Raw genomic sequence first — 26,260 nt, forward strand, 5'->3', positions numbered from 1 at the left:
TTATAACACATACCAAACAAAGAAGCCGCTAAAAAGAAAAGTTGAAATAAGATTTCAACTTCCTCTTAGTTCATGATAAACCGCATAGAGCTCGCTCTTGTTCTTACCGTATTTCTTGGCCACTTCCTTGATGGCCTGATTTTTTTTGCTGCCGGCTTCAACTAAAAGATCAATTTCAGCTAGGATCTGCTCTTGAGATATTTCTTGTGGAGCATCTTCTTCCGCCCCAGCTACAATCAAGAGACACTCTCCTTTAGGCGGATGTTCAGCCGTATAGGCCAACAGCTCTGAAATCAGCCCTCGCTGATACTCTTCATGAATCTTAGTCAACTCACGCACCAAAACGACTTGGCGATCACCATAAACTGCCAGCATATTTTCCAACGTAGCCCGAACCCGATGAGGGGATTCGTAGAAAATCTGAGTCTCAGGATAGGATTTTTTGCTAGTAAAAAATTCCTTCTGCTGGCCAGCCTTTCTAGGTAGGAAACCATAGAAAATATGCGGTTGGGGAGCCAAGCCGCTGGCAATCAAGGCTGTTATTCCAGCACTAGGACCAGGAATTGGCACTACAGTAATTCCAGCTTCTAGCGCTGCCTGAACTAAATCATGTCCAGGATCAGAAATACTGGGCAGACCAGCATCTGAAACCTGAGCTATATCATTTCCACTTTGAAGCATGTCCAAGAGAACTGGAATTTTCTCCTTGGCGTTGTGCTCGTGAAAACTGATCTGCTTAGTCTCAATCCCAAAATGCTTAAGCAGCAGGCCCGTATTTCTCGTATCTTCAGCCGCAATCCTGTCGACCTCTTTCAGGGTATTGACCATACGGATGCTCATATCATCCAGATTGCCGATAGGAGTCGCGACCAGATAAAGCTTGCCGTAGGCAGTTTCGCCCTTAAAACTTTTTTGAACCTGCATCACTACTCCCTAAATAACAATTCATCGCAGAACATGCACTCTGCATCATTCTCCCGGCGCTGACCGTAGAAATCCGTACATACATGAAAGCCGTCATAGTAAAGCTTACGCAGATTATCCCGGTTTTTCTTGGTCTTGGTCGGAGCTTCCTTCTCCACTTCTCCCAAGCGCTCCCTCAGCTTGTCATTTTCCAGATGCAGAGCAATATTTTCCTCTACCACACTCTTGAGATTTTTCTTGACAGCCTCCACCTCAGCAAGGGTAACTAAAAGCGTCTGTGAAAAATCATCCAAGGCGTCAAATAAGTCTTTTTTATCCATTTTATACTCCTGTGCTGCCTCTTTTTACTTTCCCTTCAAAGTCATATATTCTAAAGCGTTTTGAAAAGATACATTAGCTCGCCACATCTTCCGAGCCAGTAAAAGCTGCTCCAAGGCCTGTCGACCGCTTTCTGTTGCTATCTCTTTATAAAATAACACTTCCAAGAGCTTGAAGACCTGTTCCTGCTTCTCCTTATCATCAGCCAACTTTGTCAGACGCGAAACCTGCAGAAATGCCTGACTGGAGCGAGTCTGAAAATCCTTGACAAAGCGCTCGCATTCGCTGACTAATTCAAAAAAGGCACTATTATGAGCCAAGCTTTCCGCTTCTGACTGAGTCTGACTATAAGCAGCTAGCAGCTCCGCTCGACTTTTAATCAAGCCAGCCTGTTCCAAACTGTGCTGCAAAGTAGCTATATTTTTCAAGAAATGATAAACCTGAGTTCGACTCCGAATCGTCGGCAAAATCAGCTGTTCATCAGCAGTCAGGAGAAAGATATAAATCTCGCTCTGCGGCTCCTCAATGACTTTGAGCAAGGAATTGGCTGCATTTACGTGCATCCGATCCGCATCGCAGATAATGAAAACCTGCCGACTTCCTTCCAAACCACTCTGAGAGAAGTTTCGGACCAGCTCCCGAACTCGGTCTGTTTTGATAATGTTATTAACCGGTCGCACCACCGTTACATCAGAAAAATCTTCTTCTGCAATCAAACGACAAGAACGACAGGACTGACAAGGCCAGACGCCCTGCTTATTCTCGCAAAAGAGACTCTGGGACAGAATTTGGGCCATTTCAAAACTGCCAAAAGCTCCGGTAAACAAGTAGGCGTGACTAAGCCGCCCCTGTTCAAGAATATGCTGAAACTGCTCAAACAAGCTGGGCTGGCTTTGCTGTAAATCTTTTATCTTCATGACGGATTCCCAAATCGTTCCTGAATGATGGCCAAACTATCAGCCACCACCTTATCCAAAGGTTGACTGGCATCCACCTTGACAAAGCGCTCGGGCTCCTTATCAAGAATCGCCAAATAGCCCTGTCGAACCCGCTGATGCAAGTCCAGACCTTCCAGATCAAGCCGATTCACCTCTCGGCTTTCGCTCTCAGCAATCCGCGCCAGCCCTTCTTCCACATCAATATCAAAATAGAGGGTCAAATCAGGCTTGAGTCCATCTGTCGCAAACTGATTGAGCCATTCAATATCTGCCACATCCAGACCCCGTCCGTAGCCCTGATAGGCCACTGAACTATCGATAAAACGGTCCATCAAGACAAGCTTTCCTTGCTCCAAAGCTGGCAAAACCCGCTCAGCCAAGTGCTGACGGCGGCTGGCAATGTACAGCAGAAGCTCAGTCTTGGCATCCATAGCTGTATGACTAGGTTCCAAAATCACTTCGCGGATAGCCTCCGCAATCTGGACGCCGCCCGGCTCCCGCGTCGTAATCAGGCCAGTGCCATAACTTTGCAAAAAAGGAAGCAAGGCTTCCAAAACACTCGACTTTCCAGCCCCTTCTGGACCTTCCAGCGAAATCAAAATACCATTTTTCATCTTTACCTTGAATCTCTAACTTCTATTTTTTGTTCTTTATAAGAAAATGCAGATAAGACTTGCCCTAAAGCTTGATATAATCTACTTTGCAGAGTCCGTCCACATTACTGTGCAGGCTGATAAGAGCCGATTCCGTCAACTCATTATTTTCATCCCACTCTTTTTTATCTATTGTTTATTTTACCAAAAAAAAAGCTAAAAGCCCATCATAAGAAAAGACTTTAAAAATTTTTTCAAAGTGTTTCACAAAGGCTAAATTTTTGGTAAAATATATTCAGAATAAATTTCTGGAAATAGATTTAGGAGGATGTTATGTTTAAATTAAAAAACGTACTGGCCATCATTTTTGGGGCTGGAATTTTTTCTTTTGGGATTCATTATTTGGTCATTCCTTTTCATTTATATGAAGGTGGCGCGACGGGTTTGACCTTGATTGCCTACTATCTGTTTAAAATCCCTGTCTCGACGACCAACCTGATTATTAACATTCCTCTCTTTATTATTGCTTGGAAGCTACTGGGCTCGCGAACCCTCTACCTCAGCATTCTGGGAACCTTCTCCGTGTCTGCTTGGCTCAAGATTTTTGAAATCCTACCTGCCTCCAAACACTTGCAAAACTATTTTCTCTCAGCTCTGGACGGGGACGTTTTACTAGCCTGTCTCGGAACAGGGATTGTTATGGGGATTGGACTAGGTATCATCTTCAATGCTGGCGGAACAACTGGCGGTACTGATATTGTAGCCCGTATCTTTAATAAATACACTAGCATTTCCATGGGCAAACTCATGCTGACTGTTGATTTTGTGGTCATCACCTTGGTTCTCCTTGTTTTCAAAGACCTACGCATGGTGTCTTATACCCTGATGTTTGTCTTTATCACCTCGCGCGTCATTGACTTGATTGCAGAAGGAGGTTTTGCCGGCAAAGGATTCCTTATCGTTACCAGCAAACCGGCAGAACTTGCTGAAGCTATCAATAACAAGCTGGATCGTGGAGTGACCTTCCTCAAGGGCCAAGGCTTCTATAGCAAGCAGGATCTCCAGATTGTCTACTGTGTTGTTTCCCGTAACGAAATGCAGCAAATGAAGAAACTAATTAACCAAGTCGATCCATTTGCCTTTACAACTATTACCGAAGCCCATGAGATTTTGGGTGAAGGCTTCACTTTAGATGCCAACAAACAACCTATTGTACGTTAAAAACCTCATCCATGATGAGGCTTTTTTATCGCTTATAAGGCTTTTGCAGCAGTATGTGTAATTTCAGCCAGCTCAATCGCATGCTCTTCAAATTTTTTCCTGAGAAGCGCCGTATCTATATTACCAGCTAACTGTACTTCAATGACGACTTTGCCATCCTTGCGTGGGATATTGACGGTATTGGAGATGTTGAGATTTTCTTCCACTAGAAGACGGATAATCTGCTCAAGAACCCCCACCTTATTCTCAGTGACAAAGCGCAGACGGACTCCCTCTTCACCATAGCCAGATACTTCTAAGAAAGCCTTGAAAATATCACGGTCAGTAATAACCCCGTAAAGTTGCTCATTGTCCACGACAGGCAGGATACCAATCTTATTTTTCAGCATCAGATAGGTCGCATCTTCCAGACTGGCAAACTGAGAAATCGTGACAACATCACGAATCATAACATCACCAACTTTTGTTTTGTTGAGAAGATAGTTCATCTCATAAATAGACAGACTCGTTGCCTTAGATGGACTAGCTTCTGCAATCGTTCCTTCTGTCACCAGTCCCACTAGTTGGTCATTCTCAATCACCGGCAGACGGTGGAGTTTCTGCTCACGCATCATATCTGCTGCATGAGCAATTGTTGTATTGGGGCTGATATAGACCACCTTACGCGTCATAAAATCTTTAACTGCCATAAAAGTTCCCTCTACTTCCTATCCATAATTCTTATACTTATTATACTTTATTTTGCAGCTGATTTCAAACGCTTCCAAGGTCTTTGCCTAAGTTTTCAAAATTTAGAAAAATCCCGCGATTGGAAAAATTTGAAGATAGGAAATGGCTAGCTATACTATCTTAAGCATCTAGGAGAAGAAAAAAGGTCCATTGGACCTTTTCTAAATGTTAAGTTACTATCGCAACTTTCTATCAACAACCTAAAAATGTCTCCCAGACATTTTAAAGAAAACTCGCTACCGCGAGTTCCTATTTGCAACCTGAAACAATCCACCGGATTGTTTCAGCCACCTAGATATGCTTTGCGGACTTCGTCAGAAGCGAGGAGCTCTTGGCCTGTTCCGGACAGAACAATTTTACCTGTTTCAAGGACATAACCTCGGTCAGCGATAGAGAGAGCCTTGTTTGCATTTTGCTCAATCAAAAGAACTGTTGTCCCTTGCCGCTGGATATCTTGGATAATATCGAAGATTTCCTGGATAAAGATTGGCGCCAAGCCCATAGAAGGCTCATCCAAGAGCAAAAGCTTAGGTGTAGACATCAGAGCCCGTCCCATAGCCAGCATCTGCTGCTCACCACCTGAAAGGGTTGCAGCATCTTGGTTTTTACGCTCTTCCAAGCGTGGGAAACGAGAGAAGACCTTTTTGAGATTGGCTTGATTTTCTTCGCGGTTTGTTTTGAGAAAGGCACCCATTTCCAAATTCTCCAAAACGGTCAAACCTGGAAAGACATGACGGCCTTCTGGTACTTGCGAAAGTCCAGCTGCTACGATTTTTTGAGCAGGAACTTTTTGAATTTCATTGCCGACAAATTCAATTTTACCAGCACTTGGACGAACCAAGCCTGAAATCGTGCGGAGAATGGTCGTTTTCCCAGCGCCATTGGCACCAATCAGGGAAACAACCTCTCCTTCATTTACTTCAAAGCTGACATCACGGACAGCCTGAATCATGCCATAATGGACAGAGAGATTCTCAACTTTAAGCATGGACATTAGGCTTCACCTCCTAGATATGCTTCAATAACACGTTTGTCATTCTTGATTTCATCAGGTGTTCCGTGCGCAATCAAGCGGCCGTACTCCAACACATAGATGCGCTCAGTGACTTCCATTACCAGACTCATGTCATGCTCAATCAGCATGATGGTAATGTTAAATTCGTTTTTAATCCGTCGAATCAATGCAGTCAGCTCTGCTGTCTCCTGAGGGTTCATCCCTGCAGCCGGCTCATCCAAGAAGAGGATCTTTGGCTCCGTTGCCAATGCCCGAACAATTTCCAAGCGGCGCTGCTGACCATAAGCTAAGTTCTTAGCCAAGGTTTCTGCTTCCTTGTCCAAGTCAAAAATTTTCAGCAACTCCAAAGCCTTAGCTTTGAGTTCTTCTTCGTTTTTGTAGTAAGCTGGCAGGCGGAGGAAAGAAGCCAACACATGAGCCTTATGATGATTACCAAAGGCGATCAGAACATTATCCAAAACACTAAGGTCCTTAAAGAGCCGGATGTTCTGGAAGGTCCGCCCTAGCCCTAAAGAAGCAATCTTGTAAGGTACCTTACCATTGAGCAAATGACCATCTAGTGTCACTGTCCCTTCACTAGGCTCATAAACACCAGTTAAAAGGTTGAAAAGAGTCGTTTTTCCAGCACCATTAGGACCGATTAGACCAACCAGCTCACCCTCGTTGAGTTCCAAGGTCACATCGCTGACAGCAGTCAGACCACCAAAGTTTTTAGTTAGATTTTTCACATCAAGAAGTGCCATTATTCTTTGACCTCCTTATTCTTTTTGAAGAGCTTAGACAAGCTCAGCTCCCAAGTTCCTAAGAGTCCGCCTGGACGGAAAATCATGACCAAGATTAAAGCCAAAGAATAGACAATCATCCGAATGCTGGATACATCCTGCAGCAACATATTGAGAACTCCCAATACCACTGCAGCTACAATGGTTCCAGTCATAGAGCCTAGGCCACCAAAAACGACAATAATCAAGATATTGATAGTGTTGGTAAAGGAATAGTCCTTAGGAACGACTGATCCAACAAAGCCAGCTTGAAGGGAGCCAGCAATAGAAGCCGTGATTGCTCCCAAGACAAAGGCTGTCACTTTGATTCTAGTAGTATTAACCCCGACAGACTCAGCAGCAATTTCATCCTCACGAACAGACAGAGTGCTGCGACCGATAGGACTGCGCAGGAAATTCAAGGTTAAAATAGTTGTGATAACAACAAAGACATAGACCATCTGCCAAGAGGTAAAGGGCGGAATGGATAGGATACCAGCTGCGCCATTCGTCAAAGTACCGCCATTAATAATCAGAATCCGGATAATCTCTGAGACACCAAGAGTCGCAATCGCGAGATAGTCTCCTTTAAGACGAAGCGTTGGCAAACCGACTGCCAAAGCCACAATACCAGCAATGATAGCTCCAGCCAACATAGCAATAAAGAAAGCTCCATAAGTTGGCGATTTAGAGCCAATAATGGCTACTGCGTAGGCACCGATTGCCATAAAACCAGCATGGCCAAGAGAGAATTGACCTGAGAATCCGACAATGAGATTGAGCCCGACCGCCAGAATAATATTAATCCCAATCTGTTCTAAGATTTGAATGTAAAAAGCATTAAGAACACCGGCACTAACCAATACTGTCATCAGCAAGTAGCCGATTAAGACAAGGCCAAGCCAGAAAATATTTACCTTTAAATTCTTTTTCATACCTTACACCTTCTCTTTCACATTTTTACCGAGGATACCAGCTGGACGGATTAGAAGAATGACAATCAAAATCGCATAGACAATGGCATCACGGAAATCAGATAGTCCAAGCGCTGTCGCAAAAGTTTCCAAAAGACCGATAACAAAGCCACCAAGCGCGGCACCAGGAATGATTCCAATACCACCGAGAACGGCTGCTACAAAGGATTTAATACCTGGAGTCATTCCCATCAGAGGCTCCAATGAATTATAGTAAAGGGCAATCAGGACGCCAGCAGCTCCTGCAAGAGCTGATCCCAGAGCAAAGGTGAAGCTGATTGTCCGATTGACATTGATTCCCATGAGCTGAGCAGCATCACTATCTACAGATACAGCTCGCATAGCCTTACCCATCTTTGTCTTCTGCACGATGAACTGCAAAGCCACCATGAGGAAAATCGAAATTCCCAAAATCAGCAACTGAATATTTGAGATAGAAATCGGTCCTAAGTTAAAGCGTACTGTTTTAATAACCTGCGGGAAGGAACGGGTATTGGCACCGACAAAGAAAATCATGCCATACTCAAGAAGAAAAGAGACCCCAATGGCTGTAATCAAAGCCGCAATCCGAGTCGAATTTCGCAGAGGACGATAGGCTAAAAATTCAATAACCACACCAAGAATCGCTGTCCCAATCATCGCTAAAATGAGAGAAAGGAAGAAATTAAACTTCAGGATATTAATCAAGTAATAACCCATAAAGGCACCAATCATATAGATATCGCCGTGGGCAAAGTTAATCAGCTTAATAATCCCATAAACCATGGTATAACCCAAAGCCAGAAGCGCATAAACACTACCCAGGATTAGACCGTTGACTAATTGTTGGAGCATTAGACACCACTCTTTCTATAATAAAATAAGGAATGGGACAAAAATCAGCAGACTAGGTCGTGATTTTATCATCCCACTCCCAAAATACGAATAATAGTTGATTGAGAAACGAAGAAGAATAGATTATAAAACAATACTCTTTCAAATCCGTAGATTTATAAAGAAATCATCTACTAACTTGCTCAAGCAACTAGAAATAGAAAACAAGTCAAAGACTGGGATAGCCCCAGCCTCGTAACTATTATTCCGCTTTAACTGTTTCTACAGTATCTACTTGACCGTCTTTCAAGCCAATCATCAGAGCTGTTTTCACTGGATTGTGATCTTTATCAATAGTGATTGAACCGGTCACTCCATCGAAATCTTTAAGCTTAGCCAAGTTGTCTTTGATATCTACAGAAGTTTTAGCACCTTTGGCTGCTTCTGCTGCCATATAAACAGAGTCATATGCCAGAGCTGCAAACATAGATGGTTCTTCTTTGTACTTAGCTTTGTATGCTTCAATAAACTTCTTAGCTTTTTCTGACATTTCACCAGAAGTTGTAAAGCCAGATACATAGTAAACATTTGTAGCTGCAGCAGGAGTTGCTTGCTCAACGAACTTAGCATCACCAAACCCATCAGGACCAACGATTGTTTGGTCAATACCCAAACCACGCGCTTGATTGACAATTTTACCAGCTTCTGTATAGTAACCTGGAACAACCAGAGCGTCAAATTCTTTGCCCTTAATCTTTGTCAAAGCAGCTTGGAAGTCTGTATCCTTGGATTGGAAAGTTTCTGTTGCTACAATCTCACCCTTGAATTCCTTCTTGAAGGCATCCGCCATTCCTTTAGCGTAGTCACTAGATTGGTCGTAGTAAAGAACGACTTTCTTAGCTTTCAAGTTGTCAGTAACATACTTAGAAATGATTTTACCTTGGTAGCTATCAATGAAGGTTGCACGGTAAAGATAATCTTGCTTGTTGGTCAGGTCATCCTGTGTCGCACTTGGTGTAATGATTGGTACACCTGCTTTAGCAGCATTTGCAGTAGCTGAAGCAGTAGCTCCAGAAGTCGCAGGACCAATGATTGCATTTACCTTGCTTTGGGTAACCAAGCTAGTAGTGATGGTAGATGCTTCAGCTGTTTCTGATTTGTTATCCTTATCAGTAACTTCAATCTTCTTGCCATCAACACCGCCAGCAGCGTTGATTTCATCAACTGCCAACTGAGCACCATGTTGTTCAGCTGTACCGTAGGCTGCTACTTCACCTGATTCTTCAAAGTTAAAACCAAATTTAATCGTATCGCCAATTTCTGTACCAGTTGCTGTTGAGTTGTGGTTAGATACTTCTCCACAAGCTGCGAGAAGGGCTGCACTAGCAAAAGCTACTAGGGATAGTGCAAATTTTTTCTTCATTCGGAAATCTCCTTAAGTGATTTATTTGATGATATAGTAAGAATATATCGAATTATCTGACAATTGTCAACCCTTTATAGAAATTTTATCAGATGATAACGTTTTCTTGCTCTCTATACAGGCTTCCAACAAAGTTTTGATCTAGTTCTTTTATGTGAGATATCCGAACTTGCTTAACATAGCGTTCCTTGGGCAGATTCTCCTGTAAGTTCTGGGCGTCCTCTTGATTGACATAGAGATGCAGATAACGATGCTTCTTAGAATGATAAATGATATCACCGAAGTTAGCCAGCTTTTTGGCATCTCGATTATAGTAAAGATAGACAATCAAGCCCACTCTTTCTTCTCTTTCTATCATAAAACTCCTTTCCGGTCCATGTAGTTCTTAGATGATTATAGCAAAGATATATCAAAAAAACTAGCCCTCAAAAGCTTTATGATTAGCTTAAAACACCTAAACTTGCTAGCTTGTCAGATTCAAAACAGCAAAAAAGGAGCCGGTTTTGGCTCCTCCTATGTTAGTTCAAGTTGCTATTTTCCATGATTTCGTCAATAAAGCCGTATTCCAAGGTTTCTTGAGCGCTCATCCAGTAATCGCGTTCTGCATCTTTGTGGATTTGCTCAACGGACTTGCCAGAGTTTTCAGCTAAGATTTTTTCCAAGGTATTACGAGTTCTAAGCAAGTGTTCAGCTACAATGGCCATATCCGTTTGCTGAGTGCCGCTTCCAGCTCCGCCCATCGGCTGGTGAATCAGATATTCTGCATTTGGAAGCATGAAGCGTTTGCCCTTAGCACCACTGGAAGCAATGATTGTTCCCATGCTGGCAGCTACACCCATAACAATGGTCTGAACATCAGACTTGATGAAGTTCATAGTATCCACAATAGCCAGACCTGCTGAAACGGATCCCCCCGGCGTATTTACATAGAGATAAATATCTTTAGTATTGTCCTGTGCATCCAAGAAAAGGAGCTGGGCAATGACTGAATTAGCCATATTATCCTCTACTGGGCCAGTCAGCATGATAATGCGGTCTTTTAATAGCCGGGAGTAAATATCATAGGAGCGTTCTCCTCGGCTGGTTTGTTCAATAACTACAGGAATCATAGTTTTCTCTCTTTCTCTTTTTAAATTTTTCTATCAAACTAGGGGAATAGAATTTCAAATTACGAGACTATTATATCCTTTTGGTCAAAAAAGGTCAAATAGAAACTTTTACTTGGTCCCGAAAAGACGATCTCCTGCATCTCCTAGTCCTGGTACGATATAACCATGATCATTGAGATGATCATCCAGAGCAGCTGTGAAAATATCAACATCTGGATGAGCTTCCTGCAAGGCTTTTACTCCTTCAGGCGCTGAAACCAAACACACAAATGTAATGTGGCTTGCACCACGTTTCTTGAGAGAATCCACAGCCAAGATTGCAGAACCACCCGTAGCCAACATTGGATCTACAACAAAAATCTGACGTTGGTCAATATCTTCTGGTAGCTTAACCAAATATTCAACCGGCTTCAGGGTTTCTTCATCACGGTACATTCCGATATGCCCAACTTTAGCTGCTGGAACCAAGCTCAGAAGTCCATCCACCATGCCAATACCAGCCCGCAGGATTGGTACAATAGCCAATTTTTTCCCTGCAATCTGCTTTTGAACTGTTTTCGTAATCGGTGTTTCAATTTCTACATCTTCAAGTGGTAAATCGCGCAAAACTTCATATCCCATGAGCATTGCGATTTCATCAACTAATTCACGAAAAGCCTTGGTAGAGGTATCTGTACGACGCAAGATAGACAATTTATGCTGAATTAGTGGATGAGCGATAACTTCAAGTTTTCCCATGATTGGATTTCCTTCTTTCAATTTATTCTTCTTATTATATCAAAAAAAGAGTGAAAAGGCTTGCCATAAGCAAGCCTTTTCAAAGATTTTCTACACCTTACAGCCATTCTCTATAGCGCTTGATATAAAGGTGTTTAACAAGGGTTACACTAACCATATAAAGCGCAATAATCAAGAAGAGGAAAAGGAAATAAGTGCCATTCAGCGGAGCTGTCTTCAGAACTGACGCAAAGAGGCTGTATGGCAAGGAAGTAACAAAGAGAGCTGCTGCTATGGTCGTCACAATAACGGATAAAGCAGGACGGCTCTGCACAAATGGCAGCTTAGGTGAGCGCAGCATGTAGATGACCATGGTCTGGGTCCACATAGACTCAATGAACCAGCCTGTTTGAAAAAGAGTGATAAAGGTCTCTGCCTGTTCAGTGCCAGCTTGATAACTGCTTCCTGTTATCATAGGAACAATGATAAAGTAGAGGGCTAAGTATGTCAAAACATCAAAAATGGATGAGATAGGCCCAATCCAAGCCATAAAGCGGGTAATAGAGTTAGCAGACCAAATCCGTGGTTTCTTGAGAAATTCACTGTCAACGTTATCAAAGGGCAGAGCGATACAGGACAGATCATAAACCAGATTAAGGACAATCAGATGAACTGGTGCCATAGGAAGAAATGGCAAAAAGATACTGGCAAAGAGGAGAGAAAAGATATTCCCAAAATTGGAACTGACCGTCATCTTGATATACTTGGTCATGTTGGCATAGACCTTGCGTCCCTCTACCAACCCCTTCTCCAGAACCATGAGGTCCTTGTCCAGCAGAATGACATCTGCCGTTTCCTTGGCAATATCGACAGCTGTATCAACAGAAATACCCACATCTGCTACCTTCATAGAAGGTGCATCATTGATACCATCACCCATGTAGCCAACCTTGTGACCATTGGCCTTGAGTTGGAGAATGATCCGAGCTTTTTGGTCAGGTGAGAGCTTGGCAAAAACCGTTGTATGCTCTACTGCTTGGCTCAATTCCTCATCTGATAAAGCATCTACCTCTACGCCTAGTAAGATATTATCTACATCTAACCCAACCTTTTCACAAACTGCCTGGGTCACCTTATCATTATCACCGGTCAAAATCTTAGTAGCAACGCCGTACTCAGCCAAGATTTCAATAGCTGGAGCCGCAGATGACTTAGGTGGATCTAGAAAGGCCAGATAGCCCGTCAAAATCATGTCGGACTCATCCTTGACTTCATAGTCGTAATCTTCTTCTAAGTCTGACTTGTAGCTAACACCAAGCACACGCAGCCCTTGCTCATTGAGTTGAGCCACTTCCGCAAGGATTTCCTGACGAATCTCCTCAGTCAGTTCCGTAATGCGTTTCTTGTATTCTACATGGCTAGAGATAGCCAGCATTTCCTCCAAGGCCCCCTTGGTCACCATGCTGATAACATCCTCATCATCCTTGACGATGACACTCATACGACGACGCTCGAAATCAAAGGGCAGTTCATCAATTTTCTTAAAGGTTTGGTCTAGATTACGGACAATCTCATGCTTTTCTGCTTCTTTCTCCGTCCGATTGATAATAGCCCGGTCCATAAGATTTTTGAGACCAGTTTGATAGTAGGAATTGAGAAAGGCACGACGGAGCACTGCTAAGTCCAAATCTCCATGAATATCCAGCGGGTATTCTAACACAATCTCGTCTTGGGTCAGTGTGCCCGTCTTATCCGTACAAAGGATATCAATAGCTCCTAGGTCTTGGATGGCATTCAGCTTCTTAATCACGACCTTTTCCTGAGCCATGATAATAGAACCTTTAGCCAGGCTCGCTGTGATAATCATAGGCAGCATTTCTGGAGTCAGGCCGACCCCAACGCTGAGGGCAAAGACACCTGCTTCCAGCCAGTCGCCGTCTGTCAGACCGTTTATGAAGAACACGACTGGAACCATGACGAGCATCAGACGAATCAAGAGCCAGGAAATGCTATTCATCTCGCGCTCAAAAGAGGTCGGCTCATCATAGGTGTTAAGCGTCTGCTCAATGGCTCCCATCATGGTCTCATCGCCAACCACCAGCACCAGAGCTGTAGCTCTTCCGGAAATAACGTTGGTTCCCATAAAGGCCAGCGACTCTGTTTCTAAAAGGCTATCTAGATTTTGCCCATCCGACTTGGCCAGACAGACCTTTTCTACTGCATCGCTTTCGCCTGTCAGGCCGGACTGCTGAACAAAGAAATCACGCGAATCCAGCAGCAGTACATCTGCAGGAATCATGTCTCCAGCACTAAGTTTGATGATGTCTCCTACAACAAGCTCATCAATCGGCAGTTCCTGCTCTGCTCCTTCACGGATAACCGTAGCTGTGTTGACAATCAGCCGAGACAGATTGCTAGCAGCGCGGTCGCTCCGCAATTCCTGAACAAAACGAATGCCTCCAGAAATCAGCACCAAAACGACAATAATGATGGAAGTTGTCGGATCTTCCTCACCAGGCTTAGCCAGCCAGACATTTGTTACTAAGGACACTAGGGCAATCACCAATAGGATGACTGTAAAGGGGTTAATGATAGACTCGTAAATTTTCTTTAGAATAGAGTCTTCCTGACCCTTTGTGATGATATTCTCACCATAAAGGTCACGATTTTCTTCGACCTGCTCTTCTGTCAGGCCGCGAAAGGAACTCTTGTAAAATGCCAGAGTTTCTGTTACAGGAAGCTGCAGAGCAGCAACTAATCTTTCTTTTACTGTTTTCATTGGTTTCTCCTTGATGTATGATTGATAAATTTCATACACAGGAACCAATCACTTTATAAGGACAGAACGACACAAATCAGCGATTGGCTGTGTATGTGCGGTTCCGGATAATCGTCAATTTGCATCGCGTGTCTCCTTTCTTAATTTATAAAAACAATTAAAAGTCCCAAGATGCCTGCAAGACGTCAAAAGTGGCATTCATCTTCTGTGTCCAATCTTGCAATTCTGGAAAATTTTCTTTTAAAGAAAATCCAATAACTTCTTCACGTAAATTCCACCAATCTACAAGAGCAACTACTTGGATTGTTGCAATATTTAAAGAGAGCTCTTGCTCAGTAGCCAGTTTCTCTAACAAAGACAAACTCCGTATATTTCTCTCTTCAATTTGCTGATGTCTGTCTTTCCACCAATGTTCTTTTTCATGGAAAAATTTTTCCGCAACAATCGGAATTGTATTTTCCAAAATTCCTTCAGCAACGGACAGTATATTTAAAACATGCCATTTCTCCATTCCATTGGGGAAAAGTGAGACTTCCTGACCAAGTTCGTCTAAATATTGAGAAATTAAATCACTACCATATAACCATTCTCCACTGTAAGCTTGAAAAGCAGGAATTCTACCTAAAGGATTATCTTGATTGTGCGGTGAATTTCTATCAAAAGCCACCTGAACTTTCTGAATATCCACTTGCTCCTCTAAATGATGGTGTAAAATTGTAACATATACTTTACGCGCAAAAGGACTGGTACTAGAATACCAAAATTTCATCACTATTCCTCCTTCTTTTTTTCTTAAGAGGCAGGCCAATCAACTATTTACTCTCTTGAAATATTTTCAACAAAAAAGAATACCCTGCCAATTTCTTGGCAGGGTTGTTTGCATGTCAGGTTATTCGCTTCATTGTTTCAAGTACAGATAAAGCAAGCATTTACCGTTCAAGCTTTAACTCCATAAGGCGATGAAATGAGCTTAGTCTTGACCTTGGCGATCAGGACTGTTGACCAACGAGTAGTGTCTCCACTGCTTTGCGGTAGTCATCCGTATCCTTATGGTAGCCTCACCTACCGATTTTCCACTATTACTATACTCCTCTTTCAAAGGATTGTCAATCATCTTTTCTCGCTTGAGATAAATTTCAAAAATATTTTGATTTATTTTGGCAATACCTCTGCAATACGGGAGCAGATTTCTTCAACCATCGTCTCTGGAGCAGCAACATTTAAGCGGGCATGACCTTTGCCTTCTTGACCAAAATCACTTCCTCTATTCAGGACGACCTTTGCCTCTTCTCGTAGCAGCTGAAAGAGCTGGTCATCTGTCAGGCCATAATCTGAAAAGTCCAGCCAAATCAGATAAGTCCCTTGAGGCTTCATGACCCGCAGGCGCGGTGCTTCCTTGGCAAAATAATCAACCACAAAATTTACATTCTTCTCAAGAACTTCCTTTAGTTCCATCAACCAAGACCAACCGTAACGATAGGCTGCTTCTGTCGCTAAAAAACCAAGGCCAGGAATTTCATGCTGGTTGTTGGCCAGCTGGCGTTTTTTAAACTGATGCCGCAAGCTAGGATTCTCAATCACAGCATAGGAATTTTTAGTTCCAGCAATATTAAAAGTCTTAGTTGCACTGGCTAAAATCAAGCTAAAATCCTTAAAGTCAGGCGAGACAGTATTGAAAGACTGATGTTCATGGCCAAACAACGTCAAGTCTTGGTGGATTTCGTCTGAGACCAGGAGGACGCCGTACTTTTGGCAGAGGCGGCCAATTTTCTCTAACACTTCCCGTTCCCAAACTCGACCTCCAGGATTATGCGGATTGCACAGAACATAAATCTTGACTTCATTATCTGCAATGTCCCGCTCTAGCTGCTCAAAGTCAATCTGAAAGAGACCGTCCTGCTCTATCAGAAAATTGGTAATAAGCTGACGATTGTTGAGCTTGACACTGCGGGCAAAAGGTGGGTAAACAGGAGTGTTGATTAGAACGGCATCACCTTCCTTGGTAAAGGCTTGGATAGCTGTCGAAATAGCAGGGACAACCCCCTCAATAAATACCAAGGCTTCCCGGTCAAAGGTATAGTCGTGCTCATCCCGCTCCCAATCAAGAACAGCATTGATTAGCTCTTCACTGGCATAGGTATAGCCATAGACCAACTGATTAGCGTAGTCATGAACGGTTTGCTGGATTTCAGGCAGGACTTCAAAATCCATGTCTGCAATCCAGGCTGGCAGAACTTCTTTGTCCTTCTCCGCTTCTTTCCATTTATAAGTATGATGCCCTACACGACAGGGGGCTTTTTCAAAATTATATCTTCCCATATTATTCATTCTCCAAGGCTGCACGTAAATCGTCTACCAAATCTCGACTATCCTCTATTCCAATTGACAGGCGCAGCAAATCATCTGTCAAGCCATAAGAATGACGCACTTCAACTGGAATGTCAGCGTGAGTCTGGGTTGTTGGATAGGTAATCAAACTCTCCACTCCTCCTAAACTTTCCGCAAAGGTAAAGACTTTCAGGCTATTTAGGAGATGAGGAATCTTCCCTTCGTCCACAACTTTAAAGGAAATCATACCACCCTTACCTGGATAGAGAACCTCTTTTACCGCAGGAGATTTCTTCAGAAAAGCGACTACTTCTTGTGCATTCTGAGTAGAACGCTCCATACGGAGAGCCAATGTCTTGAGACCACGCAGAAGCAGATAGCTGTCAAAAGGAGACAGGACTGGCCCAGTTGTATTGAGATTATAGAATAGCTTGTCATAGATAGCAGCGTCATTGGTCATGATAGCTCCAGCCAAGACATCATTGTGCCCGCCTAGATACTTGGTCGCAGAGTGCAGAACAATATCAGCTCCATCCTCCAGCGGTTTTTGATAAATGGGACTGTAGAAAGTATTGTCCACAATGACAGCTGCTCCTCGCTCGTGAGCCGCTTGGGCAATGCGGGCAATGTCAAACTCTACCATAAGAGGATTGGTCGGTGTCTCGATATAGACAATATCTATATCCTCTGTCAGATTATTCAGTAGTTCTTCTTCTGTATTGGCATAGGTAAAGGCAAAGCGTCCTTCCGCTTCAGCCTGAGCAAACCAGCGGAAAGAGCCGCCATAGAGATCCCGAACAGCCAAAACCTCACTGCCGACCGGAAAGGCACTAAAGGCAAGCACAATAGCCGACATTCCAGAGCTAGTTGCCAGAGCATAATCTGCACTTTCGATAGCAGCCAGAGTCTCTTCCAAGCTAACCCGCGTTGGATTCTTGGTTCGAGTATAGTCATAGCCTGTTGACTGGCCAAACTCAGGGTGTTGGTAGGTCGTTGAAAAATGCAGAGGCGTTGTTAAGGCACCAGTTGTTTCATCTTTTTTAACCCCAGCCTGAGCCAGTAGTGTATTTAATTTTACGTCCTTACTCATATTAACCTTCCAATCCTTCGCTAATATTTCACCCTCTATTGTAACATCTTTTGAAAACATTTATCTTTTTTCTTTCCAAGAGCTAGCTATAGTTTGAAACTATAATGTTGATGTTTTAGACATAATAAAGATAAAAATTAAAAAGCCCTGCGGCTTTTTAATAGATATGAAAGCGTCGGCGCAGACTAGCCGCTTTTGAACCGATAAAGCGATCCATAAGGCGAACTTTGAGCGCCAGACCGCCATAGACAGCAAGACCGATACCGCCAATCAGAGCTATATAGACAAAGCTGGAAACTCGGCTGCTAGGATGAAGGAAGAGACCGATAAGAAGCTCTGCTACCAAGACAAAGATAGTCATCAGAACCGTCAGAATCACTGACAGGAGACTCCGTTTAAAGAGGTTCTTAGGATTCAGACCAGTTACCTGACGGATTTCCCGATACATGAGCAGGATTGGGATAATCAAGCCAACTGTCGTCGCAAGAAGAGGTCCATAAGCTTTGAAAATATAAATCAAGGGTACTTGCAGCACCAGCTTGACTCCTACTCCATAGAGGAAGTAAATAATAGCTTTTCGATTTTGGAAGAGGGCTTGAATCATCGGAGCCAACACCGTATATAGACTGAGGATAATGGTCTGCAGCATAGCAAAGATGAAAAGTCCCAGTGCTAAGCCGTCTGGCTTGCCATAGAAAACAGTATACAGAGGCTCCGCAACCAAAACAGCACCAACGGTTGCCGGTAAGATAAAGAAAATTAGCATGCTGAGATTGTCCTGCACCAAGCGAGCAGCCGAGCGGAAATCACCTTTGACATAGTTCTCGGTCAAGAGCGGAATCCCAACACCACCGATAGAAGTAGCCACTGCAATTAAAATCATGGTAATTTTATTAGGATTTGCTGAGAAGTAGGCAAACTGAACCAGCAGCTCGGATTTGCTGTACTTGCTAATCCAGCCCATGACATGGATAAAGGTAGCTTGGTCAATAATCTGAAAAAGCTGAATGGCAGATCCTGTGATAATGAAAGGAATGGCTTCTCGGATGGTATCCCAAAGGAGGGCGCGGCCATTGATTTCCCCAGCATTGGCAGGCTTATGAAGGATGGAGGTCAGCATCCCTGTCTTCCAGAGATAGAAGGCTAAGACAGCCATGCTAGCCAGCATACCGATAAATGCTGCAAATGTTGACTGGGTAACCGCTTCTACATAGTTGCCAGAACCGATTTTCATGATGAAAAAGGCTGTCAGCAGCATCCAGATAACCCGAATGACCTGCTCCGCAATCTGACTGATGGCATAAGGCTTGAGATTGTTAAAACCTTGGAAAAAACCTCGGATAACGCTCATCGATGGGAATATCAAAACAGCCAAAGACAGACTCTGCATGACTGGCACCAAGTCTGAACCACCGCCAGACATAGAAGCGAAAACTGGTGAGAGCAGGTACATAATCACTGCAAAGACAGCTCCCAAAAGTAGCATAAACTTGAGAAACTCGCGAATCAAAGTAAAGCTGTGCTCTTCCTTGTCAATGGTATTGTACTTAGCCACCTGCTTGGCCACTGCCACTGGCACACCGGCTGTCGAAATCAGTAAAAACCAGGCATAAATATTGTAGCCCATAGTAAAAAGGCCGTTGGCCTCAGCGCCGTGCTTGCCCATCCAGATATACCAAGGAATGATATAGATGGCCCCCAGAAGACGGCTGATAAAATTGCTGGCAGTTAGCCAGGCGGTTCCCCGCAGCATCTGCTGCTGCTGGCTTGTTGTTTCTTGGCTCATAGAAAACCTCTTCTATTTATTCTTCTTTTATTATAAACTTTTCCTTGCCTCTTGTAAAACCCAGCCATAAGGTTTACAATAGATTTATGATTAAAATTGAAACCGTATTAGCTATTTTAAAAGAAGACCATAATTTTCGTGATATTGTTAAAGACGGAGAATACTTTTTCTCCTATAGCGGCTTGACTTTCGATAGTATCAGCTATGACAGCAGGGAAGCAGATGCCTCTACCCTCTTTTTTGTCAAGGGTGAGGCTTTTAAGAAAGAATTTCTAGAAAAAGCCGTCACAGCTGGCCTACGCTTTTATATCAGCGAGACAGACTTTCAAGTGGGGATTCCGGTCCTCTTGGTCAACGATGTCAAGCAGGCCATGAGTCTCTTAGCCATGGAATTTTACGGTCATCCTGAGAAAAAGCTCAAACTACTGGCCTTTACTGGCACCAAGGGCAAGACAACTACAGCTTATTTTGCCTATCAGATCCTTTCCCAAAATCATCGTCCTGCCCTACTCTCGACTATGAATACCACTTTGGATGGCGAGACTTTCTTCAAGTCAACTCTGACAACACCAGAGAGTCTGGATCTCATCAAAATGATGGCCCAAGCCCTTGCTAATGGTCGGACTCATCTCATCATGGAAGTTTCCAGTCAGGCGTATCTCAAGAAACGGGTCTATGGCCTAACCTTTGATGTCGGTGTCTTTCTCAATATCAGCCCCGACCATATCGGCCCGATTGAGCATCCGACCTTTGAAGATTACTTCTACAATAAGCGGCTCTTGATGGACCATAGCCGAGCAGTTATCGTGAATAGCGACATGGACCATTTCCAAATCGTGAAAGAGCAAGTCGCTTCTATGGAACACGATTTCTATGGAGCAGACTCAAGCAATACCATCATAGATTCTCAGGCTTTCAGCTTTGAAGCTGCTGGTAAATTAGCTGGCCACTATGATATCCAGCTCATTGGCCACTTCAATCAAGAAAATGCAGTAGCGGCTGGTCTTGCCTGTCTGCGTCTAGGTGCTAGCCTCGAAGACATCAAAAAAGGGATTGCCGCAACCCGAGTCCCAGGCCGCATGGAAGTTCTGACTCAGAAAAACGGCGCCAAGATCTTCGTTGACTACGCTCACAATGGTGTTAGCCTAAGCAACCTGCTGTCTGTGGTAGAGGAACACCAAAAGGGCAAGATTATTCTCCTCTTGGGTGCTACCGGCAACAAGGGTGAAAGCCGCCGCAAAGACTTCGGTCTCCTACTTAATCAGCATCCTGAGCTAAATGTCATTTTAACTGCGGATGACCCCAACTATGAAGATCCTCTAGCCATTGCGGAGGAAATCGCATCCTACATCTCCTATCCAGTGGACAAAATAGCCGACCGAGAAGAAGCCATCAAAAAAGCTCTCAGTCTGACAGACCGAGAGGGAGATGCCGTCATTCTAGCTGGCAAAGGAGCAGATGCTTACCAAATCGTAGAGGGAGAAAAAGTAAACTATCCAGGAGACTATGCTCTTGCAGAAAAGTATTTATAAGAAAAAAGGCGAGCATATCGCCTTTTTATTGTCGTTTTGTAAAAATTACCGCCATTTAATCAGTACATACATCAAGCTGGAGCCAAACATATCCGCCAAGGCGTGCATGAGAAAGAAAGGCAGGAGGTTCTTGACCTTATACTTGTAAAGGAAATAGTAAAAGAGACCGTACACCACTCCGATAACCAAGGCCCACAGCATGCCCTGATAGGTGTGGAAAGAAATCCGAATGATAGTAGAGTAGGCCAGCGCCCACCACTTATACTTATCCTTAACAGAGGTCATAAGCCCCAGAAAGAAGAATTCCTCATAGAAGCCATTGAGAAGTCCGTAGAGGATGGCCATAGGTGTCAGTTCAGCAAATTTCCGGAAAATTTCTAGCAGGTCCACATAGGACCAGAGGGTTGGATCAAAGTAATTATACTCGCCGCTCAGTGTCGTTACAATGTCACCAAAGAACCCTACCACTACAAAAATAAGAGGAGTCCAAAGGAGAACCGACCAGCTCATACGAATAGGAAGCTGCTTAAAGTCAAAGCGCCGAAACAATAGGTAAAGAATGGTCAAGACCAGCATCAGCAGCTGAAAATTGAAATTACTAGAAAAAGCCGCTCCTTCAGTGGCTGTATTGGTCACCGTTTCAGTCGCTCCTGTGCTGGAAGCTGGCGCAAAGCTAGCTAAATAAAGCTCCGTTGAGCGATAAATAAACTGCCCAAACATGAGCAGAGTAATCACTGCAATATCAAACCACCTCAGCTCTTTCAAAGGCTTAGAGGGGCGTAGGTTTGTCAATCGTTTCATCATTTTTCCTTTCACCACCTGTAAATTCATATCATCATTGCAGGTCCTTTTTAATATTTCTATCTTAGCATGAAAAGCTTAAATTTTTATTATTTACAAATTTATAAAACTTTTTTATTTTATTTTTATTAAATTATCAGAAAACTCTTTTTTTAGAAAAATTTTATGGTATAATAAAAGGTGTAATTCTGATAGAAGAATCAGCCAGAAAGGAAGTCTATGTCCACTATCTCTGCAGCAAGTATCCAGGTCGCCTACGATCAAAAGCTTATTATTGACGGACTGGACTGCCAACTCGCCGAGGGAAAGATTACAACTATTATCGGTAGCAATGGCTGCGGTAAATCCACTCTTCTCAAGGCTTTTACTCGTATTTTGCCGACAAAAGCTGGCAGCATAACCCTGGATGGACAGTCCATCTCCCTACTGCCGACCAAGGAGGTGGCGCAAAAGATTGCCTTGCTGCCCCAAACCATGGAGGCGACCGATGGCATCACTGTCTATGATCTGGTCTCTTACGGCCGCTTTCCGCATCAAACTGGCTTGGGCCGACTCAGTACAGAAGACCGGGAAAAAATCTGCTGGGCCATGGAAGCAACTCAGGTCAGCGAATTTTCGGACTGGCAGGTGGATGATTTGTCTGGAGGTCAGCGCCAGCGCGTCTGGATTGCTATGGCTTTAGCTCAAGATACAGAGACTATTTTTCTGGACGAGCCGACCACCTATCTGGATATGAATCACCAGTTGGAAATCTTGGAGTTGCTGAATGACCTCAACCAACTCAGTGGAAAAACCATTATCATGGTTCTGCATGACATCAACCTAGCTGCCCGCTTTTCCCATCAGTTGATTGCTATGAAAAATGGGCATATCCGATATCAAGGAAGTGTTGAGCAGATCATGACTTCGGATATTCTGAGAGACATTTTTCAGATTGAAGCCCAAATTATTCGAGATCCTATTCAGGATAAGCCGCTCTGCCTCAGCTATCAGCTCGTTAAATAAGTCATGTATTCATAGATAAGTTTCCCATATCTTCTTCATGGATACAGCTTCTAAACTTTTTATAGAATTGGAGGAAAAAATGAAAAAGTTTTTATCATTTGCCACCCTTACTGTCACCATCTTCCTTTTAGTTGCTTGCGGCAGCTCATCTAAATCTGAAAACTCTGCCTCTTCAGATAAGGTCGAGCTATCCAGCAAGCCCAAAATTGACGGATTCCACTACTACGGCGATATTCCTAAAAATCCAAAACGAATCGCTAGCCTCTCCTCAACCTATACAGGCTATTTGCTGCAACTAGGTTTCTACCCTGTCACTGTAACATCCTATGATGCTAAAAACCCTGTCCTCAAGGAAAAAGTCAAAAATGCCAAGGTCCTGATGCCAGAAGATTTAGAGTCTATCGCCAAGCAAAAGCCAGACCTTATCGTAGTAGATGCCAGTGACAAAAATATCGATGAACTAAAGAAAATCGCTCCAACTATTGCCATTGATTATGGAAAAAATGACTATTTAGAAATCCTGAATCGCTTTGGCCAAATCTTCGGTAAGGAAAAAGAAGCTGATCAATGGATTGCTGATTGGAAGAGCAAAACAGCTGATATTGGCAAGCAGTTAAAAGAAAAGCTGGGACAAAATGTCACTTTCACCGTTGTCGGACTATATGAAAAGGAAATCTACCTCTTCGGTAACAACTGGGGACGAGGCGGAGAAGTTATCTACAAGTCACTGGGATTTGATGCCCCGCAAAAGGTGAAGGATGAAGTATTCCCAAGTGGCTACTTGCAAGTCAGCCAAGAAACGGTGAGTGAGTACATTGGTGATTATGTCCTGGTTGCAGCTGAAGATGATAAAACAGGAAGTTCTCTTTACGAAAGCGATGTTTGGAAATCCATTCCCGCTGTCCAACAGAATCATATCTTAAAAGTGGATGCCAACGCCTTTTATTTCAACGATCCATTGACACTTGAATACGAACTCAAAACCATTCAAGATGGCCTTGAAAAAATGAACTAGGCCATTCCTTGCAGAAACTCAGACTAGTAAAAAACATTGCTAGTAAGCGATATATATCAAGACAGCTATTTGATTTTCGACTATATAAAGGATACCAGATGACGCTTCATACACTCTTCACTCAAAAAAATAGGCCAAACATCTTTTGGCTTGTTTTTTTCGCCCTCATTCTCCTGCTGATTAGCGGACTCTATCTCTACCTGCGCTTTGGCATTCCCAGCTACTCCCATCGGCAATTGATAGAAACGCTGAGCCATCCTTTCAAGGGAAGTCCAGCCCAGAACATCATCATAGATCTGCGCTTACCTAGAGGAATTGCAGCTCTGCTAGTCGGAGCTAGCTTGGCCGTTTCAGGAGCCATCATGCAGGGGATTACCCGCAATGCCATTGCTGACCCAGGACTTCTGGGTATCAACTCAGGAGCTGGCCTAGCGCTCATCTGCGGTTATGCCTTTTCTAAGAGTATACACTACAGTAGCATCCTTCTGCTCTCACTTGCAGGAGCCTGTCTAGCCAGTATTCTGGTTTTTAGCCTCTCCTACCATCCTAGAAAAGGTTTTGAGCAACTACGTCTCGTCTTATCCGGTGCCATGGTAACAACACTCCTGACTGCCATCGGACAAGGCTTGACCATTTACCTCAATCTGACTAATGCTGTCATCGGTTGGCAGGCTGGAGGGCTTCTAGGAACCAATTGGAAAATGCTGCAAATCATTGCTCCTTTTATCCTATTAGGCCTCTTACTGGCTCAGCTATTTTCTCATCAACTAACCATTCTCAGCCTCAATGAAACAGTAGCCAAGGGCTTAGGCCAGCGAACGACTCAGATAACCCTGTTCTTTCTGAGTATTGTTCTACTGTTATCAGCGGCAGCCGTTGCCCTAGTAGGAAGCCTTGCCCTCGTCGGACTGATTATTCCACACTTTGTCAAAACCATCAGCGGAAAGAATTACCAAAAAATCTTACCACTGACGATGCTAACAGGAGCGCTTTTTCTACTGATCTGTGATTTTGCTGCAAGTCATATGGTCGGTCTGCCTCTTAGCTCTATTATCAGTCTCGTTACGCTGCCAGTCTTCCTGTGGCTGATGAGAAAGGGGCCTTCTATGAGAGATAAAAAACGGATTCTTTTGGTTCTAGTAAGCCTCAGCCTCCTGACTTTCCTAATTTTCCTACTGTCTCTATCATCAGGCGATCAGGAATTTAATATCGGTGAAGCTTTTCGATATCTGCTGGGGCAGGGAGATGATGGCAGCGCCTTTATCATGGAGCAGATCCGCCTGCCTCGAATTCTGGTCTGCCTTCTAGCAGGAGCTTCTCTAGGGATGAGCGGTGTACTACTGCAGATCTTTACTCGAAACCCACTTGCCGATTCAGGAACCTTGGGAATCAATGCAGGAGCTGGTGTTATCATTACTCTTGCTATCAGCAAGCTAGAAGTGACCGATCCTTTCTATATCCGCTATCTTCCCTTCATCGCGACCTTTGGCGGTATGATGACTGTAGCCCTTATTTACCTGATCTCACATCAAAAAGGCCAAGCTATCAGCCCCGTCAAGCTCATTATCGCTGGTGTGACCTTGTCAACCATTCTGTCTTCTAGTATGATTGCCATCACCGGCCGTGTCAATCAGAACAAACTGACCTATGTAGTTAGCTGGCTAGCTGGTAAGATTACGGGTAATAACTGGGAAAGTCTAGCTATTGCTGGCCCCTTCCTGCTTTTATTCTGGTTGCTGACCTATCTGCGCTCCCATAAGCTCAATATCCTCAGCCTAAATGATGAAACAGCTCTTGGTCTGGGGCTTCATCTAAAAAGAGAGCGGCAGATAACCCTGTTATTAGCCAGTGCTCTCGTCGCCTTTAGCCTATCCCTAGCTGGAAATATTGTCTTTATCGGTATGTTGGCTAGCCATATCAGCAAACGCTTCCTACCGAGCGATCATCGCTTACTCTTTCCAGTCGCCATGCTGCTAGGTGCCTTTATCATGACAGGGGCAGATACGATCACAAGAACCTTCCTCATCGGAAGCTCCGTCCCGACAGGCATTTTGATTTCCATTATTGGAGCCCCCTACTTCCTCTACCTTATGTATCAGCAAAAAAAATAATCAGCCGAATAATCGACTGATTGTTTTTTATTTATCCAAGCTGTTTTTGATTCCTTCTACAGCACCTTCTACAGCTTCTTTAGCATCTTCAGCAACTTCTTTTGCTTTAGCAACTGTTTTTTCAACAACGCCTTCTGCTTTTGTCTTGTTATCGCCGGTAACTTTTCCTAGGCCTTCTTTAACAGCGCCCTTAGCTTGATCGAATTTATTTTCTAGTGACATATGATTGCCTCCGTTCTTTTTTACAGTATCTGATACCGTTTACAGTAGTATAAGTT

The 26,260-nt window shown here is 43.6% G+C and carries 24 protein-coding genes, 2 pseudogenes and 1 riboswitch; of the genes and pseudogenes, 6 read left to right on the forward strand and 20 right to left on the reverse strand.

The window, feature by feature from the left end:
* Window positions 1-54: 54 nt before the first annotated feature.
* The 4 genes from rsmI to tmk are packed head-to-tail and all read right to left on the reverse strand — an operon-like array spanning window position 55 to window position 2,794.
* Window positions 55-924: a 16S rRNA (cytidine(1402)-2'-O)-methyltransferase gene (gene rsmI / locus J1C86_RS08510; protein ID WP_125405413.1), complete on the reverse strand. Its 870-nt coding sequence runs from the start codon at window positions 922-924 to the stop codon at window positions 55-57.
* A 2-nt stretch (window positions 925-926) separates the two neighbouring features.
* The gene (gene yabA / locus J1C86_RS08515) at window positions 927-1,244 is read right to left on the reverse strand and encodes a DNA replication initiation control protein YabA (protein ID WP_002894690.1); all 318 of its coding nucleotides are present in this window, start codon (window positions 1,242-1,244) and stop codon (window positions 927-929) included.
* 24 nt (window positions 1,245-1,268) lie between these two features.
* Window positions 1,269-2,159, reverse strand: a complete 891-nt coding sequence (locus tag J1C86_RS08520; protein ID WP_125405416.1) for a DNA polymerase III subunit delta' — start codon at window positions 2,157-2,159, stop codon at window positions 1,269-1,271.
* Complete coding sequence (gene tmk, locus J1C86_RS08525) at window positions 2,156-2,794, reverse strand: dTMP kinase (protein WP_125405419.1); 639 nt, start codon at window positions 2,792-2,794, stop codon at window positions 2,156-2,158. The genes J1C86_RS08520 and tmk overlap by 4 nt, the downstream gene beginning before the upstream one ends.
* A gap of 312 nt (window positions 2,795-3,106) precedes the next feature.
* Between tmk and J1C86_RS08530 the strand changes: the two genes are divergently transcribed.
* Entirely contained in the window at window positions 3,107-3,994 is an 888-nt protein-coding gene (locus J1C86_RS08530; RefSeq protein ID WP_125405422.1) for a YitT family protein, read from the forward strand.
* 32 nt (window positions 3,995-4,026) lie between these two features.
* Here J1C86_RS08530 and J1C86_RS08535 read toward each other — a convergent pair whose 3' ends face one another.
* From J1C86_RS08535 to J1C86_RS08600, 14 genes and pseudogenes are all read right to left on the reverse strand, one after another.
* The gene (locus J1C86_RS08535) at window positions 4,027-4,683 is read right to left on the reverse strand and encodes a CBS domain-containing protein (protein WP_125405425.1); all 657 of its coding nucleotides are present in this window, start codon (window positions 4,681-4,683) and stop codon (window positions 4,027-4,029) included.
* 323 nt (window positions 4,684-5,006) lie between these two features.
* Window positions 5,007-5,717 (reverse strand): ABC transporter ATP-binding protein, encoded by a 711-nt coding sequence (locus tag J1C86_RS08540; RefSeq protein ID WP_002894681.1) that lies wholly within the window; start codon window positions 5,715-5,717, stop codon window positions 5,007-5,009.
* Window positions 5,717-6,481, reverse strand: a complete 765-nt coding sequence (locus J1C86_RS08545) for an ABC transporter ATP-binding protein (RefSeq protein ID WP_002913262.1) — start codon at window positions 6,479-6,481, stop codon at window positions 5,717-5,719. The genes J1C86_RS08540 and J1C86_RS08545 overlap by 1 nt, the downstream gene beginning before the upstream one ends.
* A complete protein-coding gene (locus J1C86_RS08550) occupies window positions 6,481-7,434 on the reverse strand; it encodes a branched-chain amino acid ABC transporter permease (protein ID WP_002913099.1) in 954 nt (317 codons plus the stop codon). Before J1C86_RS08550 ends, J1C86_RS08545 begins: the two co-directional genes overlap by 1 nt.
* A gap of 3 nt (window positions 7,435-7,437) precedes the next feature.
* Window positions 7,438-8,307 carry a branched-chain amino acid ABC transporter permease gene (locus J1C86_RS08555; protein ID WP_002897070.1) on the reverse strand — a complete coding sequence of 290 codons (870 nt, stop codon included), beginning with the start codon at window positions 8,305-8,307 and terminating at the stop codon, window positions 7,438-7,440.
* A gap of 241 nt (window positions 8,308-8,548) precedes the next feature.
* A complete protein-coding gene (locus tag J1C86_RS08560; RefSeq protein ID WP_125405428.1) occupies window positions 8,549-9,709 on the reverse strand; it encodes an ABC transporter substrate-binding protein in 1,161 nt (386 codons plus the stop codon).
* An 88-nt stretch (window positions 9,710-9,797) separates the two neighbouring features.
* Entirely contained in the window at window positions 9,798-10,067 is a 270-nt protein-coding gene (locus J1C86_RS08565) for a YlbG family protein (RefSeq protein WP_002894676.1), read from the reverse strand.
* Between the two features lie 160 nt (window positions 10,068-10,227).
* Window positions 10,228-10,827: pseudogene (locus J1C86_RS08570) on the reverse strand (ATP-dependent Clp protease proteolytic subunit); the annotation flags it as partial.
* A gap of 99 nt (window positions 10,828-10,926) precedes the next feature.
* Window positions 10,927-11,556 (reverse strand): uracil phosphoribosyltransferase, encoded by a 630-nt coding sequence (upp, locus tag J1C86_RS08575; protein WP_002894672.1) that lies wholly within the window; start codon window positions 11,554-11,556, stop codon window positions 10,927-10,929.
* Window positions 11,557-11,653: 97 nt separating this feature from the next.
* Window positions 11,654-14,314 carry a magnesium-translocating P-type ATPase gene (gene mgtA, locus J1C86_RS08580; protein ID WP_125408966.1) on the reverse strand — a complete coding sequence of 887 codons (2,661 nt, stop codon included), beginning with the start codon at window positions 14,312-14,314 and terminating at the stop codon, window positions 11,654-11,656.
* Window positions 14,315-14,471: 157 nt separating this feature from the next.
* The gene (locus J1C86_RS08585; protein ID WP_125408964.1) at window positions 14,472-15,083 is read right to left on the reverse strand and encodes a glutathione S-transferase family protein; all 612 of its coding nucleotides are present in this window, start codon (window positions 15,081-15,083) and stop codon (window positions 14,472-14,474) included.
* 151 nt (window positions 15,084-15,234) lie between these two features.
* A riboswitch (M-box (ykoK) riboswitch) is annotated at window positions 15,235-15,391 on the reverse strand.
* A 75-nt stretch (window positions 15,392-15,466) separates the two neighbouring features.
* Window positions 15,467-16,642 (reverse strand): MalY/PatB family protein, encoded by a 1,176-nt coding sequence (locus tag J1C86_RS08590; RefSeq protein ID WP_185757499.1) that lies wholly within the window; start codon window positions 16,640-16,642, stop codon window positions 15,467-15,469.
* Window positions 16,635-17,792 carry a cystathionine gamma-synthase gene (locus J1C86_RS08595; RefSeq protein ID WP_125408961.1) on the reverse strand — a complete coding sequence of 386 codons (1,158 nt, stop codon included), beginning with the start codon at window positions 17,790-17,792 and terminating at the stop codon, window positions 16,635-16,637. Before J1C86_RS08595 ends, J1C86_RS08590 begins: the two co-directional genes overlap by 8 nt.
* A gap of 97 nt (window positions 17,793-17,889) precedes the next feature.
* A complete protein-coding gene (locus tag J1C86_RS08600; protein WP_125408959.1) occupies window positions 17,890-19,518 on the reverse strand; it encodes a putative polysaccharide biosynthesis protein in 1,629 nt (542 codons plus the stop codon).
* An 86-nt stretch (window positions 19,519-19,604) separates the two neighbouring features.
* Between J1C86_RS08600 and J1C86_RS08605 the strand changes: the two genes are divergently transcribed.
* Entirely contained in the window at window positions 19,605-21,050 is a 1,446-nt protein-coding gene (locus J1C86_RS08605; RefSeq protein WP_125408957.1) for a UDP-N-acetylmuramoyl-L-alanyl-D-glutamate--L-lysine ligase, read from the forward strand.
* Between the two features lie 45 nt (window positions 21,051-21,095).
* Here the strand turns inward: J1C86_RS08605 and J1C86_RS08610 are convergent, their stop codons facing one another.
* Window positions 21,096-21,854 carry a CPBP family intramembrane glutamic endopeptidase gene (locus J1C86_RS08610; RefSeq protein WP_221761853.1) on the reverse strand — a complete coding sequence of 253 codons (759 nt, stop codon included), beginning with the start codon at window positions 21,852-21,854 and terminating at the stop codon, window positions 21,096-21,098.
* A gap of 216 nt (window positions 21,855-22,070) precedes the next feature.
* Between J1C86_RS08610 and J1C86_RS08615 the strand changes: the two genes are divergently transcribed.
* The 4 genes and pseudogenes from J1C86_RS08615 to J1C86_RS08630 all read left to right on the forward strand — a co-directional run bounded on the left by J1C86_RS08615 (window position 22,071) and on the right by J1C86_RS08630 (window position 25,982).
* The gene (locus J1C86_RS08615; protein ID WP_125408953.1) at window positions 22,071-22,856 is read left to right on the forward strand and encodes an ABC transporter ATP-binding protein; all 786 of its coding nucleotides are present in this window, start codon (window positions 22,071-22,073) and stop codon (window positions 22,854-22,856) included.
* A 79-nt stretch (window positions 22,857-22,935) separates the two neighbouring features.
* Entirely contained in the window at window positions 22,936-23,871 is a 936-nt protein-coding gene (locus J1C86_RS08620) for an iron-hydroxamate ABC transporter substrate-binding protein (protein ID WP_125408951.1), read from the forward strand.
* Between the two features lie 98 nt (window positions 23,872-23,969).
* A pseudogene (locus J1C86_RS08625) lies at window positions 23,970-24,980 on the forward strand (FecCD family ABC transporter permease); the annotation flags it as partial.
* A complete protein-coding gene (locus tag J1C86_RS08630) occupies window positions 24,978-25,982 on the forward strand; it encodes a FecCD family ABC transporter permease (RefSeq protein WP_185757500.1) in 1,005 nt (334 codons plus the stop codon). The pseudogene J1C86_RS08625 and the gene J1C86_RS08630, both read left to right, overlap by 3 nt.
* A gap of 27 nt (window positions 25,983-26,009) precedes the next feature.
* Here J1C86_RS08630 and J1C86_RS08635 read toward each other — a convergent pair whose 3' ends face one another.
* Window positions 26,010-26,204 carry a CsbD family protein gene (locus tag J1C86_RS08635; protein WP_002909139.1) on the reverse strand — a complete coding sequence of 65 codons (195 nt, stop codon included), beginning with the start codon at window positions 26,202-26,204 and terminating at the stop codon, window positions 26,010-26,012.
* Window positions 26,205-26,260 lie beyond the last annotated feature (56 nt).

The sequence above is a fragment of the Streptococcus sanguinis genome, assembly GCF_050220005.1.
Taxonomy (GTDB): Bacteria; Bacillota; Bacilli; order Lactobacillales; family Streptococcaceae; genus Streptococcus; species Streptococcus sanguinis_Z.

Coding starts and splice junctions, on each gene's coding strand:
- J1C86_RS08585 (WP_125408964.1), bottom strand. CDS start 15,083: ATGAAATTTTGGTATTCTAGTACCAGTCCTTTTGCGCGTAAAGTATAT.
- J1C86_RS08615 (WP_125408953.1), top strand. CDS start 22,071: ATGTCCACTATCTCTGCAGCAAGTATCCAGGTCGCCTACGATCAAAAG.
- J1C86_RS08590 (WP_185757499.1), bottom strand. CDS start 16,642: ATGAATAATATGGGAAGATATAATTTTGAAAAAGCCCCCTGTCGTGTA.
- J1C86_RS08595 (WP_125408961.1), bottom strand. CDS start 17,792: ATGTTTTCAAAAGATGTTACAATAGAGGGTGAAATATTAGCGAAGGAT.
- J1C86_RS08530 (WP_125405422.1), top strand. CDS start 3,107: ATGTTTAAATTAAAAAACGTACTGGCCATCATTTTTGGGGCTGGAATT.
- J1C86_RS08560 (WP_125405428.1), bottom strand. CDS start 9,709: ATGAAGAAAAAATTTGCACTATCCCTAGTAGCTTTTGCTAGTGCAGCC.
- J1C86_RS08540 (WP_002894681.1), bottom strand. CDS start 5,717: ATGTCCATGCTTAAAGTTGAGAATCTCTCTGTCCATTATGGCATGATT.
- mgtA (WP_125408966.1), bottom strand. CDS start 14,314: ATGAAAACAGTAAAAGAAAGATTAGTTGCTGCTCTGCAGCTTCCTGTA.
- J1C86_RS08630 (WP_185757500.1), top strand. CDS start 24,978: ATGAGAGATAAAAAACGGATTCTTTTGGTTCTAGTAAGCCTCAGCCTC.
- yabA (WP_002894690.1), bottom strand. CDS start 1,244: ATGGATAAAAAAGACTTATTTGACGCCTTGGATGATTTTTCACAGACG.
- rsmI (WP_125405413.1), bottom strand. CDS start 924: ATGCAGGTTCAAAAAAGTTTTAAGGGCGAAACTGCCTACGGCAAGCTT.
- J1C86_RS08535 (WP_125405425.1), bottom strand. CDS start 4,683: ATGGCAGTTAAAGATTTTATGACGCGTAAGGTGGTCTATATCAGCCCC.
- tmk (WP_125405419.1), bottom strand. CDS start 2,794: ATGAAAAATGGTATTTTGATTTCGCTGGAAGGTCCAGAAGGGGCTGGA.
- J1C86_RS08610 (WP_221761853.1), bottom strand. CDS start 21,854: ATGATGAAACGATTGACAAACCTACGCCCCTCTAAGCCTTTGAAAGAG.
- J1C86_RS08520 (WP_125405416.1), bottom strand. CDS start 2,159: ATGAAGATAAAAGATTTACAGCAAAGCCAGCCCAGCTTGTTTGAGCAG.
- J1C86_RS08555 (WP_002897070.1), bottom strand. CDS start 8,307: ATGCTCCAACAATTAGTCAACGGTCTAATCCTGGGTAGTGTTTATGCG.
- J1C86_RS08565 (WP_002894676.1), bottom strand. CDS start 10,067: ATGATAGAAAGAGAAGAAAGAGTGGGCTTGATTGTCTATCTTTACTAT.
- J1C86_RS08620 (WP_125408951.1), top strand. CDS start 22,936: ATGAAAAAGTTTTTATCATTTGCCACCCTTACTGTCACCATCTTCCTT.
- J1C86_RS08605 (WP_125408957.1), top strand. CDS start 19,605: ATGATTAAAATTGAAACCGTATTAGCTATTTTAAAAGAAGACCATAAT.
- J1C86_RS08545 (WP_002913262.1), bottom strand. CDS start 6,481: ATGGCACTTCTTGATGTGAAAAATCTAACTAAAAACTTTGGTGGTCTG.
- upp (WP_002894672.1), bottom strand. CDS start 11,556: ATGGGAAAACTTGAAGTTATCGCTCATCCACTAATTCAGCATAAATTG.
- J1C86_RS08635 (WP_002909139.1), bottom strand. CDS start 26,204: ATGTCACTAGAAAATAAATTCGATCAAGCTAAGGGCGCTGTTAAAGAA.
- J1C86_RS08600 (WP_125408959.1), bottom strand. CDS start 19,518: ATGAGCCAAGAAACAACAAGCCAGCAGCAGCAGATGCTGCGGGGAACC.
- J1C86_RS08550 (WP_002913099.1), bottom strand. CDS start 7,434: ATGAAAAAGAATTTAAAGGTAAATATTTTCTGGCTTGGCCTTGTCTTA.